Source organism: Rufibacter latericius (assembly GCF_003721515.1).
Classification (GTDB): domain Bacteria; phylum Bacteroidota; class Bacteroidia; order Cytophagales; family Hymenobacteraceae; genus Nibribacter; species Nibribacter latericius.
Genome location: NZ_RJJD01000019.1, coordinates 1 through 15,397, shown reverse-complemented (window position 1 = coordinate 15,397; position 15,397 = coordinate 1). Strand labels below are relative to the sequence as shown.

8 protein-coding genes are annotated in these 15,397 nt (G+C 49.9%); 5 read left to right on the top strand and 3 right to left on the bottom strand.

Translation table 11 applies throughout. The features are described 5' to 3' along the window. Positions 1 to 182 precede the first annotated feature (182 nt). The 3 genes from EFB08_RS19595 to EFB08_RS19585 all read right to left on the bottom strand — a co-directional run bounded on the left by EFB08_RS19595 (position 183) and on the right by EFB08_RS19585 (position 4,608). A complete protein-coding gene (locus EFB08_RS19595; protein ID WP_123128681.1) occupies positions 183 to 1,118 on the bottom strand; it encodes a pyridoxal-phosphate dependent enzyme in 936 nt (311 codons plus the stop codon). A gap of 197 nt (positions 1,119 to 1,315) precedes the next feature. Next, on the bottom strand, positions 1,316 to 2,923 hold the full coding sequence (locus EFB08_RS19590) for a catalase (protein WP_123128680.1): 1,608 nt from the start codon (positions 2,921 to 2,923) through the stop codon (positions 1,316 to 1,318). Between the two features lie 422 nt (positions 2,924 to 3,345). Beyond that, entirely contained in the window at positions 3,346 to 4,608 is a 1,263-nt protein-coding gene (locus EFB08_RS19585; RefSeq protein ID WP_123128679.1) for an exonuclease SbcCD subunit D C-terminal domain-containing protein, read from the bottom strand. A 248-nt stretch (positions 4,609 to 4,856) separates the two neighbouring features. Here EFB08_RS19585 and EFB08_RS19580 point away from each other — a divergent pair, with 248 nt between their 5' ends. The 5 genes from EFB08_RS19580 to EFB08_RS19560 all read left to right on the top strand — a co-directional run bounded on the left by EFB08_RS19580 (position 4,857) and on the right by EFB08_RS19560 (position 15,153). Next, the gene (locus EFB08_RS19580) at positions 4,857 to 5,405 is read left to right on the top strand and encodes a hypothetical protein (protein ID WP_125077813.1); all 549 of its coding nucleotides are present in this window, start codon (positions 4,857 to 4,859) and stop codon (positions 5,403 to 5,405) included. A 247-nt stretch (positions 5,406 to 5,652) separates the two neighbouring features. Further along, positions 5,653 to 7,203, top strand: coding sequence for an amino acid permease (locus EFB08_RS19575; RefSeq protein WP_123128677.1), 1,551 nt, complete (start codon positions 5,653 to 5,655; stop codon positions 7,201 to 7,203). Between the two features lie 210 nt (positions 7,204 to 7,413). Beyond that, a complete protein-coding gene (locus EFB08_RS19570) occupies positions 7,414 to 10,467 on the top strand; it encodes an amidohydrolase family protein (RefSeq protein ID WP_123128676.1) in 3,054 nt (1,017 codons plus the stop codon). Positions 10,468 to 10,523: 56 nt separating this feature from the next. After that, the gene (locus EFB08_RS19565) at positions 10,524 to 11,840 is read left to right on the top strand and encodes an amidohydrolase family protein (protein ID WP_123128704.1); all 1,317 of its coding nucleotides are present in this window, start codon (positions 10,524 to 10,526) and stop codon (positions 11,838 to 11,840) included. Between the two features lie 328 nt (positions 11,841 to 12,168). Further along, the gene (locus tag EFB08_RS19560) at positions 12,169 to 15,153 is read left to right on the top strand and encodes a PAS domain S-box protein (protein WP_123128675.1); all 2,985 of its coding nucleotides are present in this window, start codon (positions 12,169 to 12,171) and stop codon (positions 15,151 to 15,153) included. The last annotated feature ends 244 nt before the right edge of the window (positions 15,154 to 15,397 follow it).

Genomic DNA, 15,397 nt, shown 5'->3' with positions numbered 1-15,397 from the left:
TACTGTGTGTATTAGGTGTTAACTAAAAGATACGGGAACGAGGCTTAAGAGATATGCTGCTTTTTTGCCTTGTTCCCCATCGTTCTTCAATACCTTGATCTTCAACTGCTGTTCTCAGGGAAACCACTCCTTTAAAAGGTAAGGATTTCTCCTGCTTTTAGCCTGATTTCCAGAAAACCGGCTTAAAGCGGAAGACTGGATATGTCTACATTTCCCCCGGATAAAAGCACGCCTACTTTCTGGCCGGCATACTCTTCCTTGTCCCGAAGCGAAGCCGCTAACGCTACTGCGCTGGAAGGCTCCACCACAATCTTCAGGCGCTCCCAGATAAGCTTCAAGGCCGCGATGATCTCCGTTTCCTCTACCCGTATGATCTTCTCTACGTGCTCCCGAATGATGGGGAAGTTAATATCGCCTAACTGCGTTCTAAGCCCGTCAGCCAGGGTGTTGGTGCTTTCGTTTGATTCTATCTGTCCGCTTAAAAGGGACCGGTAGGCGTCATCTGCCTCAAAAGGCTCACCGCCGATTACCTTGCAGTTCCTCCCGAAGAAATGCGCCGCCAAAGCTGTGCCGCCAATCAGGCCGCCGCCGCCTACAGGGGAAAAAATGTAGTTCAGGTCAGGTTGGTCTTCCAGGAGTTCCATGGCGGCAGTGCCCTGGCCTAGAATCACCTCACGGTCATTGGAAGGGTGGATGAAGTAGGCACCGGTTTCTTTTTCTACCCGGGCTGCCACTTCCTCGCGGGCAATAGGGTTGGAGGCGCATTCGATGATTTCTCCGCCGTAGCCGCGAACGGCATCTTTTTTCACCTGCGGCGCGTTTTCGGGCATCACAATGTAAGCTTTGACCCCGATGTTCTGCGCCGCCAAGGCCAGTGCCTGCGCAAAGTTGCCGGAAGAATGCGTCACCACGCCCCGGTCTTTCTGCTCCTGAGAAAGTTGGAGCACGGCGTTCATAGCGCCCCGCATCTTGAAAGCACCCATTCGTTGGAAGTTCTCACACTTAAAGTACAGATCCGCCCCGGCTATCTCGTTAAGCAAGCGTGAGGTAAGCACGGGAGTTCTGTGGATGAAAGGCGTGATTCTGGCCTGGGTAGCCAGCAGGTCTTCTTTTTGCATAAGGTAAGGAATGAAGAAGCAAGGATATGAAATCTGACTCAAGGTACAAAAGAAGCCAATACTTGGGGACAGGAGAGAATTGAAAACAAAATAGGGAGCACCTTTCTGTGGGAGTTCGTCAGAAATGAAAAAAGAAACGCCACCCCAGAGAGGTGGCGTTTCAGGCTTGTTTTCAAAAAACGGATGTAAAACGTAAATTAATAAGGGTTAGCAGGATGCGACACTTGCTTTGCTTGCTCTATGCCTTCCTGTGGAGAGATAGCGCCGCTCGGCCCTTTGTCTTCCTGTGATTTGGTGGTTTTGGCAAGACCTTCGGCCACTCTGCGGCCATAGTCAGGATCTGCTAAGGTAAAGTGCTCAATCATCTTGTCCTGAATGCGCTTATCGGCGGTAGCCAGGGTGTTCACCAGGTTGGTGATGAGGTCATCGCGCTCCCAGTCCTCAAAGTTGCGGTAAGTTTCACCGGCTTGCTTGAAGTCGTTGGTACGGTCAATTTTCTGGCGCACCAGGTTGGCTTCGTAGCGAGGTTGATAGTCTTTGCCGGCTTTGGGGGCTTCTTTGATGTTGCCCAGGGTGGAAGGCTCGTAGTTCACGTGCGGGTTCTGACCTTCGCCGAAATCGGTGTGGAAAGACATTTGGCCGCCTCTCTGGTTGGTAGCTACCTTGGCTCTTGGCGCGTTGATAGGCAACTGCAGGTAGTTTGGTCCTACGCGGTAGCGTTGCGTATCTGAGTAAGAGAAGGTACGGCCCTGCAGCATTTTATCATCTGAGAACTCCAGTCCGTCTACCAAAACGCCGGTCCCGAAGGCCGCTTGCTCTACCTCGTTGAAGTAGTCTACGGGGTTGCGGTTCAGGGTCATCTTGCCAACTGGCAGGAAAGGGAATTGGTCAATTGGCCACAGCTTGGTGTCATCCAGCGGATCGAAGTCCAGTTCTGGGTGCTCATCGTCGCTCATGATCTGCACGCAAAGCTCCCATTCAGGGAAATTTCCTTCTTTGATGGCTTCGAACAGATCCTGGGTGGCGTGGTTGAAGTTTTTGCCCTGAATTTCCTGGGCCTCGGCTTGCGTTAGGTTCCGGATGCCTTGCAGCGGCTCCCAGTGATATTTCACCAGCACGGCCTCTCCATCAGCGTTCACCCATTTGTAGGTGTTCACGCCTGAGCCCTGCATCTGCCGGTAGTTGGCCGGAATACCCCAGGGCGAGAACAGGAACGTAGCCATGTGGGTAGACTCCGGGGTGTTGGCGATAAAGTCAAAAATACGCTCTCCGCTCTGGATGTTGGTCACCGGATCTGGTTTTTGCGAGTGAATCAGATCTGGGAATTTCATGGCATCCCGGATGAAAAAGATCTTGAGGTTGTTGCCCACTAAATCCCAGTTTCCGTCTTCGGTGTAGAATTTTACGGCGAATCCGCGGGGGTCACGCAGGGTCTCAGGCGAGTGTCCGCCGTGGCCTACTGTGGAGAAACGCACGAATACATCGGTTTTCTTTCCTTTCTCCTGGAACAGCTTGGCGCGGGTGTACTTGGCAATGGGCTCACCGCCTACGGTGCCGTAAGCTTCGAATACGCCGTGGGCTCCGGCTCCCCGAGCGTGTACTACGCGCTCTGGAATCCGCTCACGGTCAAAGTGGCTGATTTTCTCAATGAAGTGGTAGTTCTCTAATGTGGCCGGTCCTCGGCTGCCAATCGTTCGGAGGTTTTGGTTATCCGTAACGGGATGACCCTGGCGGGTGGTGAGGTTTTGCTTCCCTTGGCCATTGCTCCCGGATTGACCGTTTGTTTTATTCTGATCTTTTTCCATAGATAACTGGGGATTAGGATGATATATATAGTAACGAACCCCTTCCAAGGAAGTTATGACCTTGAAAGTCTCTTGCCTTTATACTGGAGATGAAAACTACTGTTTTAAGCGCTTTCCGCTCCGGTATGTAGTTCTAAAGGTGAAAGTTTAGCCTTTATTAATCAAATTGATAATAGCTATTTAATTATAGATAAGCCCTATAATTACTCCTGAGTCTTGTAAATGGGAGTAAAAGCACTGTTAGAAACGAAGCGGAAGAAAGAAACTTAAATGTTCTTAGAAGCTAACCAATGCACGAAAGACAAAAATCAAGAAGCCTTTAAGCCAATCAGTTGAAAAAGCAGTGCCCCGTTTAGAGCCCATTTTCATAAAATGGGCTCTAAACGGGGCACTGGCTAAGTATGGGTATGGAAAGTAACTGCCTACTCCAAAATCTTCATTTCAGAGCCCGACACCTCCAATGACTCTTCCTGCATCTGCGGCATAAGTTCCAGGAGTTCATCAAAGGTGGAGAGCAGGCTTTGGTAACTGTCGGCTTCCAGGGCTTCTTCGCACCGTTTCAGGAAAACCTCTTTCGGTTTTAAGTCGGCTAAGTCCTGGTCGGGCTGAACCTGTTGGTCCAGGGTTTGGGAGGCAATGGTACGCAAAGGGCGGTGGATGAGTAACTGCACCTGCGGCTGCAACGCAAACGCTTCCTGTAACCGATGGGTATGGTCATACAGGTTGTGCTCGTACTGGAGTTGGACTTCGGCCCAGGCGGGGTACCCACGGTCTGCATTGTCAAAGGCGATGATCTTGGGGAATATTTCCTCAATGGTGCCTTTGAACCGAACCAACTTGCGCCAGCAGGGGATCTCCACTTCCTGGATGTTGCTCAGTTTTCCGGCCTCGAAATCAAGGATGACCACCTGCTTGCGGTCTGCAATTTCTGAGAAGCTCAAGGGAATAGGGGAGCCGCTGTACCGGATGTGCGGCATTTTATGAACTACCTGCGGCCGGTGCAGGTGACCCAGGGCTACATAGTCAAACTCTGCCGGAAACTGGTCGCCGCAGATCTGGCCCAAATTACCCACGTGAATTTCTTTCTCGTTGTCAGAGGCGCTTCCGCCCGCGGCAAACAAATGGCCCGTTGCCAATACGGGGATGCCTTGTTCTTTGTATTCCTGAATCAATGGCACCAATTGCTGGTAATGATCGCAGATGCCTTGTTTGAGCCGGGCCTCACGCACTTCGCCCGTTTCACCGGGTACTGAAAGGCGCACATCTTTGTCGCGGAGGAACGGCACGGCACATACTACAGCCTTTGGGGTATTATCCTCATGGGTAAGGACGATGACCTGGTCCTGAGGATTAGCGGGGGCGCCACCAATCACGTGCACGTTGAAATGGCGCAGCAACTCGGCAGGGGCGTTGAGCGTGGAGACAGAATCATGGTTGCCCCCAATGATCACCAGTTCGCGGCAACAGGTTTCCTTGACCTCGCGCAGGAAATCATAATACAACTTAAACGCCGTGTTAGAAGGGAACCCGGTGTCAAAGACATCGCCGGCGATCAGCAGCAGGTCTATTTTCTGGTCACAGAGGAGCTGGCAGAGCCAGGATAAAAAAGCGCGGTGTTCTTCGGTACGTTCCTGGTTGGCTAAGCGCTGCCCCAGGTGCCAATCTGCTGTATGTAAAACTCTCATCGTGCCGCGTGTCTGTTCATCCCTTGGTGGATCTATCAGACGAAGATACAAAAAGCCGTTCGTTTCCCTAAAACTTGGGCAAAAGGAAATTGCTTTGGTTCTACTATTAAGAATATTTAATATCAGGATTATTAAATATATTGAAGCTGATAAAACTCTCCTAAACCATGGGCCTTGGCAAACCTCTGCGACTGCTTTTTTGCGGAATGCTTTCCTTGTTTTCAAGCCAAAGGAGTTGGGGACAGGAGGTGGCTGAAAGGAAGAACTTCGTTCAGGTAGGATACGGAGCCCTCTCGGTTCAGGAATTAGCCACCAGGTTAGGAAATTCGTTCACCTTTTTCTTCCCGATCAAGCACAGGGTCCACAGCGTGGTAGGTCCGGTCCAGGTGAGTTATTTCAGGACGTTGAGCAAAAGATGGAGCCTTGGGGCGGTAGCTTCCTATACCTATATCTTTTCTGTTACCGAGGAGATAAACCAAACGCCTGCAGGAACGACACAAACGACCAGGATAGGCGAAGATCGGCCCAGGTTCTACACCTTCATGCCCTCCGTTCAATATAACTGGATCAATGCTGATTTCATAAAAGTGTATTCTGGGTTATCTATGGGGTTATTAGCGGCCCAGCGAGATAGGAGACCTGAGCAGAACTATGAAGACCAACCGCGTTGGCTAACCGTTCCTTTCGGGCATTTGACTTTATATGGCGTGCGGTTGGGAAAGAGGGTAGGAGGCTACGTGGAAGGAGGTTTCGGAACGCACGGCCTTGTTACGGGTGGGGGTTTTATTTCTTTCTGATAATAAAACCAGTACTTTCAGAAACTGCACTATTTGTAGTAGGGCAGAGGAGGTGCTTCGTTTTGGGTGTACTTTAGGGAAACGGGGCTTAAAACGGCAGTGGCTCCTTAAGAAGAGAGATTCAATCTAAAACCAGCCTAAAAAACGGGGCTCGCATGGCTTCTTGCGAAAAGTACTTATATTAGCCCCTTCAAGCCTTTTACAAAACGAACTACAAACAAACTATTCCCTAATTTTTACGCATTTTATGGCAAACCAACTTTTCGCTAGGAAGTCAATAGACAAGCTTAGCGCAGACGCCTTTAGTGAAGGGGCGCACAACCTGAAACGAACCTTAGGGCCTGTCAATCTGGTGGCTTTGGGGGTCGGGGCCATCATTGGTACCGGTATCTTCGTGTTGACGGGGAGTGCGGCTGCTCAGTACACGGGCCCAGCAATTGTGCTGGCTTTTATCCTGGCGGGCTTAGGTTGCGCATTCGCGGGTCTTTGCTACGCTGAATTCGCTTCTATGATTCCTATCGCGGGATCTGCTTATACCTACGGCTACGCCACGTTGGGCGAGTTTGTGGCCTGGATTATCGGCTGGGACTTAATTCTGGAATACCTCTTCGGGGCGGCTACGGTGGCTGTGGGCTGGTCTGGCTACGTGGTTTCTTTCCTTCGTGACCTGGGCGTAAACATTCCGCCGGAGTGGAGCAACGCTTCTGGTGTGGAATTGATCCAATTACCGGGCACCAGTTCCTGGGTACGCGTGACGGAGCAATTAAGTGCTTCTCTGGCGGCAGAAGGCGTAGATATTGCCACGTTACCACATGCTATCGGTATCTTCAACTTGGTGGCTGCGGTGGCTATTGCCTTGGTAACCATCTTGTTAGTGCGCGGGATGAGTGAGTCTGCCAAGTTCAACAACATTGCCGTTATCATTAAAGTAGGCGTTGTTATCCTGTTTATTTTGGCGGGTGCCAACTACCTGTTCGGTCACAGGGCCGAAGCTGCTGAAAACTGGACTCCTTTCCTGCCTGAGAACAAGGGCGGTTTTGGTGAGTACGGCTGGAGCGGGGTAATCAGAGCTGCCGGGGTAATCTTCTTTGCCTACATCGGGTTTGATGCCGTTTCTACTACTGCGCAGGAGGCGAAAAACCCTCAAAAAGACATGCCTATTGGTATCTTAGGTTCTTTGGTGATCTGTACCATTCTGTACATTATGGTGTCTGGAATCCTGACCGCTATGGTGCATTATAGCCAATTGAACGTGGCGGAGCCTATTGCCATCGGGATTGAAAAAACCGGTTATACTTTCCTGCGTGACCTGATCAAAATCGGGGCTATTGCCGGTCTTTCTTCAGTGATGCTGGTGATGTTGATGTCGCAACCGCGTATCTTCTACACCATGGCAAATGACGGTTTGTTACCTCCTATTTTCGGTAAACTGCACCCTAAATTCAGAACGCCGCACGTAAGTACTATCTTAACCGGTGCTATCTGTGCCGTAGTAGCCGGTGCTTTCTCTGTGGATGAACTGGGTCACTTGGTATCCATCGGAACGTTGTTGGCTTTCGTGATTGTGTGTGCCGGCGTTTGGTACCTGCGCGTGAAAGAGCCAAACCGTCCTCGTCCTTTCAAAACTCCTTTGGTGCCGTTGGTTCCAATCTTGGGGATTCTAGTATGCCTTGGTATGATGGCCGGTCTTCCTGCCGAGACCTGGTACCGGTTGTTAGGCTGGATGGCCATTGGTATTCTTATCTACTTTACTTACGGAAAGAAACACAGCGTTATCCGGAAGGAAAATAACCTGTAATCATCCCTTTTCTTATTAGAACCATAGCCCGGTCAATGTACTTGACCGGGCTTTTTCTTTATCAATAGTAAGCCGTTTGAAGCCTGTTTTTATGAAACTGGCAGCAAAGCAGACAATCTTCAAGCGACCCTTTTTTTAGCTTGATTTTTTATCTATTTTTCCTTTTTGCATTCCAACCTATCCCACAAACAAACCTTTATTTAAGCTCTCATGAAAAAAGTATTTCTCTCCGTGCTGGTGGTAGCGGCCATGTCGCTGCAGAGTCGGGCACAGGAGACTTTCCCGCGCAATGGGGTGTACGATGAACGCTCCGGCCTGCGGGCCTTCACCAATGCCACCATCTTCGTGGACTACCAGACCAAAGTGGAGAACGCCACGCTGGTGATCAAAGACGGCAAAGTTGTGGCCGTTGGCACCAAGGTAGCCGTGCCACAGGGCGCCATTGTCACAGACCTGAAAGGCAAGACGGTGTACCCCGGTTTTGTGGACCCATTTACCAGCTACGGAGTTCCCACGCCGCCAGCCCGCCAGTTCAGCTTCAATAGCCCGCCACAGGCAGATACCAAGAAAGAAGGAGCCTTCAACTGGAACCAGGCGATCCGGCCCGAAACCAATTCCGTTGAGCTGTTCAAGGTAGACGCCAAAGCGGCTGAGGAATTACGCAGATTGGGTTTTGGGGCCGTTTTAACCATTCATCAAGATGGCATCTCCCGCGGAACCGCTTCTCTAGTTTCCTTGGCGAACAAACGCGAAAACCAGGTGATTTTGCTGGACAAAGCCGCTGGCGCACTTTCCCTAGACAAAGGTTCCTCTACCCAAGAATACCCTAATTCTATTATGGGTTCCATCGCGTTGCTGCGCCAAACCTACCTTGATGCCCAGTGGAATGCCAAAAACCAGGACAAAGAGCAGAATATCTCCCTCAAAGCCTTCAACGAAGCCAACCGTTTGCCCCAGATCTTTGAGGTAAGCAACAAACTAAATGCCGTGCGCGCCGATAAAGTCGGCGATGAATTCGGGCACCAGTACATCTTTAAAGGACAGGGCGATGAGTACCAGATGCTGCCCCAGATCAAAGGAACGAATGCCGCTTACATCCTGAACGTGAATTTCCCGGATGCCTATAACGTGGAAGATCCGTATGATGCCCGCCGCGTAGGAATTGAGGAAATGAAGCACTGGGAAATGGCCCCGGCCAATCCGGCCATGTTGGTGAAAGAGGGCGTGACCATCGCGTTCACTTCCGCCGATCTGCGTGACAAAAGCAAGTTCCTGCCAAATGTGCGCAAAGCCACCCAGTACGGTTTGTCTGAGCAGGAAGCCCTGAAAGCCCTGACCTATACGCCCGCCAAACTCCTGAAAGCCGAGAAATACGTGGGTACCCTGCGCGAAGGCATGCAAGCCAACTTTGTGGTAGCATCCGGAAATCTGTTTGATCCCACCACGCTGCTGCTGGAAAACTGGGTGCAGGGCCAAGGCTACAAAATCACCGAAACACCTGCTGATTTCCGTGGTGTGTACACCTTGAAAGTAGGAACACAGCCAGAGCGCCGCATGCTCATCAGCGGTACCCCAGAGAAGCCCGAACTGAAAGTGGTAGCCCAAGATACCCTTAAAGGCATGCTTTCTTTGAGCGGAGAGCTGCTCACCATGACATTTGCCCCCACTAAAAACGGGAAAGAAAGCATCCGCCTGACGGGCTGGTATACCGGTAAAGGTTTTCAGGGCGAAGGCCAATTGCCAGATGCCCAATCCGTGAAATGGACGGCGCTTCTCTCTGAAGCTGCCACACAGCAAGCCAAACGTGATACTGCCCGTTCCCGCTCCAATGAAGCTTTGAACTTGGGTAAACTGACTTTTCCGTTTGCGGCCTTCGGCAGAACCGAATTGCCTAAATCCGAAACCGTGCTCATCAAAAACGCCACTGTCTGGACCAATGAGAAAGAAGGCAAGCTGGAGAACGCCGATGTGTTGCTGAAAAACGGCAAGATCGCGCAGGTAGGCAAAAACCTTTCTGCCAATGGCGCCAAAGTAATTGATGGAACCGGCAAGCACGTAACCCCGGGTATCATTGACGAACACTCGCACATCGCCTTGGATGGTGTGAATGAAGGAACCCAGGCCGTAACTTCGGAGGTCCGCATGGCCGATGTGGTAAACCACGAGCAGGTAAACATCTACCGCCAGTTGGCCGGTGGGGTGACTACTTCCCAGTTGCTGCACGGCTCTGCGAACCCCATCGGGGGACAATCAGCGATCATCAAACTGCGTTGGGGTCAGGCTCCGGAGAAACTTCTTTTCGAGGGTGCTGATCCATTCATCAAGTTCGCGTTGGGTGAAAACGTAAAACAATCGAACCGCTCTCCGCAGTATAATGTGCGTTTTCCGCAAACTCGTATGGGAGTGGAGCAGGTGATGGTAGATGCCTTCCAGCGTGCCAAGGAATACCAGAAAGCCTGGGCTGGCTACAACAAACTATCCAAGTCGCAGAAAGCCAAAACCGCCGCGCCGCGCCGTGACCTGGAACTGGAGGCTTTGTCTGAGATACTGAAAGATGAGCGCTTTATCACCTGCCACTCCTACGTGCAGTCTGAGATCAACATGCTCATGAAAGTGGCCGACCAGATGGGTTTCCGGGTGAATACCTTCACCCACATCCTGGAGGGCTATAAAGTAGCCGATAAGATGAAGGCCCGTAACATTGGTGCCTCTACCTTCTCTGACTGGTGGGCTTATAAAATGGAGGTGAAAGACGCTATTCCGTACAACGCGGCCATCATGCACAATGTGGGCGTGACCACCGCCATCAACTCAGACGATGCCGAGATGGCCCGTCGCCTAAATCAGGAAGCCGCTAAAACCATGAAGTACGGCGGAGTTTCTGAGGAAGACGCCCTGAAAATGGTAACCCTGAACCCCGCCAAACTGCTGCACCTGGAGGACAAAGTAGGTAGCCTGAAAGCCGGCAAAGATGCCGACGTGGTGATCTGGAACGAGCACCCTTTGTCAATCTATGCCCGCCCGGAGAAAACCTTCGTAGATGGTATTGCTTACTTTGATGTGGAGCAGGACAAGCAGTTGCAGGATGAGCAGGAGAAGGAGCGTCTGCGCCTGATCAATAAGATGCTGGCGGCCAAAGCCCGTGGGGAGAAAACCCAAACTGCGGCTCCGTCGCGCCGTGGAGGTGCCCAGGTGCTGCACTGCGAAGACCTTGACAACGGAGCCGAAGAGACGTATCTGGAATCTGAATACAGTCAAAAATAAGGAGGCTATCTATGTTATTTGAAATGAAATCTGTGGTAACCTTTACCTCTAAAAACATGCAACATCGTTTATTGCTCGCTGCGGCCTTGTTCGTGAGCACCACCGCAGCCTGGGCCCAGGTTCCGGTGCCGGCTGCCAAACAAACCAAAGCAACTTTGCTGACCGGAGCCACCCTGCACGTGGGCAACGGACAGGTAGTGGAAAAAGCGGCCGTCGCGTTCAATGATGGAAAAATCACCTATGCAGGCCCTGCCTCGGGTTTTAACGCCGGAGGTACTTCATATGAGACCGTTAACGTGAGCGGCAAGCATATTTATCCGGGCATGATCTTACCTAACACCCAGATGGGTCTGAATGAGATTGAATCGGTGAGGGCGACGCTTGACCAACAGGAGGTAGGGATGTTCAATCCTAATGTCCGCTCGGTGGTGGCCTATAACACTGATTCAGACATCACACCCACCCTGCGTTCTAACGGAGTGCTGATGGCGCAGGTGACTCCCGTAGGCGGAATGATCTCTGGCTCTTCATCGGTGGTACAACTGGATGCCTGGAATTGGGAAGATGCCCTGGTGAAAGCCGATGGCGCCGTTCACCTTCGCTGGCCAGCCATGGTGCAGCAAACCGCAGACAACTCACCGCAGGTACAGCAACGCCGTCAGGCCCGGCAAACCGGATTACAGGAGTTAGAATCTCTGCTAGCTGAGGCCAAAGTCTACAAAAATCAGAAAAACGACCGCGAAAATCTGAAGCTTAACGCTTTGGTAGGCTTGTTTGATGGTTCCAAAAAACTCTTCATCCACGCTGATTATGGCAAAGAGATTGTAGAAGCCGTACGTTTCGTGCAGAAATCAGGCGTAAAGGACATCGTGATTGTGGGGGGCGGTGATGCTTTGGTAGTGTCAGATTTCCTGAAGGAAAACAACATTCCCGTCGTCTATTCAGGGGTGCATGCCTTGCCTTCCAGAGCCGGTGATGATGTGTATCTGCCTTACAAAATGCCTGGCCTTCTGCAGAAAGCCGGCGTTCTCTTCTGCCTTGACTATGACGCCAGCCTGCATGGTTCCCGTAACCTTCCGTTCATTGCCGGCACAGCCGTAGCTTTTGGGTTGTCTAAAGAGGAAGCCTTGTCATCGGTGACGCTAAATGCCGCCAAGATTATGGGAGTTGATAAACAGGTAGGTTCTGTGGAGGTAGGCAAAGATGCCAGCATTGTGGTTTCTGAGGGCGATATCCTGGACATGCGCACCAACAAAATCAGCCATGCCTTCATTCAAGGACGCAAACTGAACCTAACCGATAAACAGCAGTACCTGTATGAGAAATTCAACGGCAAGTACGAGCAAGGAAGCAAAGGAGATATAGGAAAATAGATTCTGTATCCTTCCATTTTGCAGAAGAGCCATCCTCTCCAGGGTGGCTCTTCTGTTTTAAAGCCGTTTTCCCTAAAACAGCTTCAAAACAGGTCTCGATCGGGAGTAAAGTTGAAAAGTCTAATTTCTCGTATTTCTTTTCTGTTATGCTTCTTTTATAGAACAATTAGTAGGCTAAATATCTATTATCCTTTGGTTTGTGTTCCTGAATTGAAAATATCTAAATGCCGTGTATATTTGTAATTACCCTCCCCTTTTAAGTAAGATGAGAGTTTTAATGAGTTAAATCCATTTTCCAAAATGGGTTTATCGCTTTGGATGCTTTACAATGAATGATACGTTTAAGATTGCCACGGGGAAGGAGTTGCCGGAACCCACTATCACTTCTCAGGTTAACTTTGAACTGATGTATGCCTTGGCTGAGTATAGCCATGAGCCTATGTTACTCGTTCAGGCAAACGGAGTCATTTTATTTGTGAACCAAGCTCTTTGCCAACTGGTAAACCAATCCAAAGAATATTTGCTTAAAACGGGAAGAAAGGGGTTGATGGATCCTTCGGATGCTCGCTGGGAAGCGGGTTTAAAAGCCAGGGCTGAACAAGGCTATTATAAAGGTGAAGTAAACCTGCTACACCAATCAGGGAGGCAAATTCCGGTGGAGTTAAGTTCCCGAACCTTTACCACCTCAGATGGTTCCTCTTATATAAGTGTGCATGTTCGGGACCTTAGGTCTCAAAAAGAAGCCCAGCAACAACTTGGACAACACCAACAGAAGCTGCAGAACACGGTTCGGGAGTTAGAGTTAGTGTTAGACTCCTCGGCTGACCTTATCTGTACCTTCTCGCTGGATGGGTACCTCCTCCATGTCAATCAGGCCTGTAACTCTATTTTAGGCTATACGCCCGAAGAAATGATGGGCAGACACTGCCGTGAGTTCATTCATCCAGATGATTTAGCCAAAACCGCAGGAGATGCAGCTGAGGTACAAAAACACAATTCTACTCTCAATTTCAAAAATCGGTATCTCCACAAAGATGGTTCTATAGTTTACTTTTCCTGGTCATCGTCTCTTATTAAAGAGGAAAGCAAAGTCTATTGCATTGCCCGCGACATTACCAAAGAGGTCTCAGTAGAGGCAAAAGGCCGCGAAAACGAGTATCGCTTGCAGGCCTTACTTCAGGAAGGGCAAGACATGGTCTGCATTCTGGATAAGGAGGGTGTTTATACGTTTGTGAGTGGTAGCGTCAGGCACGTCTTGGGTTTTGAGCCTGAAGAATTGTTGGAGCTGAATGCCTTTGGTTTAATCCATCCCGAGGATGTTCCTACGGTTCTAAGAGAATTTCAACTGGTCATGGAAGGAAAGGAGACCATTACCAAACCTTTCCGGTTTAAGTCTTCTGATGGAAAATGGCGGTGGGTGGAGACCAAAGGCGTGAACTGCTTTCATCATCCGGCCATCAAAGGGATCATCATCAATTCCCGGGATGTTACAGATCGGCTGGAAGCCCAACTCCAATTGGAGCGAAGCGAAAAGATGTACAAGGCCCTTTTTGAGAACAATCCAGACGGTGTTTACTCCCTTAATAAAGAAGGGTATTTTACATCGGTGAATGCTGCCACGATTGATTGTAGCGGGTATTCAGAAGAGGAACTGCTTAAAATGAATTTTGTGCAGATCCTTCACCCAGACTGGGTGAAGGAAGCAGTAGCTGACTATGCAAATACATTGATTGGGGAGTCTAGTACTTCTGAAACGGTGATTGTAACGGCCCAAGGTGAAGAACTGAACCTGGCTATCACGAAAGTGCCCATCATTGTAGGTGGTGAGTTAATAGGTATACACGGAATTGCCAAGGATATTACCGCCTCCAAGCAGCAACAGAGACTTCTAAAGAATACCGCCAACAGGCTCAATAACATTCTTGAAAGTATAAAGGATGCTTTCTTCACCTTAGATAAGGAGTGGCGCTTTACGTACGTGAACCACAGATTTGAGAAATCTTTGGGGGTAAAAAGCGAAGAACTCTATGGAAAGGATATTCGGGAAGTTTATCCGCCCGAGAATTTCCAGAAGTTTTACACGAAGTTCAAGAAAGCCTTCGCTTTACAGCATCCCGTTCATTTTGAGGATTTCTCCAGTCACCTTAATAAATGGTTAGATGTAAGTGCTTACCCCTCCGAGGAAGGGCTTTCGGTTTTCATCAAAGGCATCAATGCCCGGAAGAAGGTGGAGGCGGAGCTTAAGAAGCTTTCCCTGGTGGCAAGTAAAACCGTGAACTCCGTTTACATCACCGATGAAGAAGCCCGGGTAGAATGGGTGAACGATGGTTTCACCCGATTAACCGGGTACACTTTGGAAGAGGTAATTGGCCGCAAGCCCGGCGATCTGCTTGCCGGCCCAGACACCAATCAGGAGAAAGTATCGGTTATTCGGCAGAAGCTGAATTATGACAAGCCCTTTGTGCAGGAGGTGCAGAACCGAAGCAAAGGAGGGGAGGTGTATTGGTCTAAACTGGATGTAACTCCTATTATAGATGAACTCACCGGCGGTAAGAAGAAATTCATCGTGATTGAAACTGACATTACCGAGCAGAAGAAAGCAGAGGAGGAGCGGGCTAAACTAACCGAAGAACTCCTTCGGCGCAACCGCCACTTAGAGCAGTTTACCTACATTGTTTCTCATAACCTGCGATCTCCCGTAGCCAACATCCTTGGATTGACTTCCTTGTTAGATACCTCAGAAAACCACAGTTTTCAGGAAGGGATTACAGCCCGTCTTCGTCAAACTGCCCAAAATCTGGATTATATCATCCGGGATCTGAATGAGATGTTAAGCCTGCAGGCAGAGGTACTGGAAGAGCGGGAAAGAATCTACCTTCCCGAAGTAGTTGAGCAAGCCCTGCAGGTTCTTCCGGTAGACAGCTTTGAAGAAATAAAGATTGAGTTAAACGGGGTAGGGGAGATTGGAGCCATCAGAAGTTATGTGAGCAGTATCATAAGTAATCTGTTGACCAATGCGGTTAAGTATAAATCTCCCAATCGCCCCCTTTGTCTTTCTATTACAGCAGAGCACCTTGAGAACAATGGAATGGTTTGCTTGAGTGTATCAGATAACGGTTTAGGCATCAATTTAGAAAAAGAGGGCAAAAACCTGTTCGGGCTCTACAAGCGCTTCCACTTCCATGTCTCAGGCAGAGGGTTGGGCTTATACTTGGTGAAAACCCAAGCCGAAGCACTTGGAGGGTATGTTACCGTAGAAAGCAAACCCAATTTTGGATCCACCTTTAGGGTTTGGATAAAGGATTACAAATGAAAAAGCATTTGTTAAGAACAATTATCTATATAATTGAGGAGAGGGAGGCAAAGCGCCAAGGCGTTGCCTCTTCCTTTTACCAGTCCTGAGGTGGTTGAGACCTGCCTGTGTTTCAGGCGCGTTTTGGGGGAAAGCCCCTCAAGGCGGAACCCAAGAAAAATCCTCCCATGCCGGAACTTCAACTGCCTTCCCGTGGTTACCGCTCAGTGTCCGGCAGGGACGCCCCTGAAAGTGGAGCCCTCAA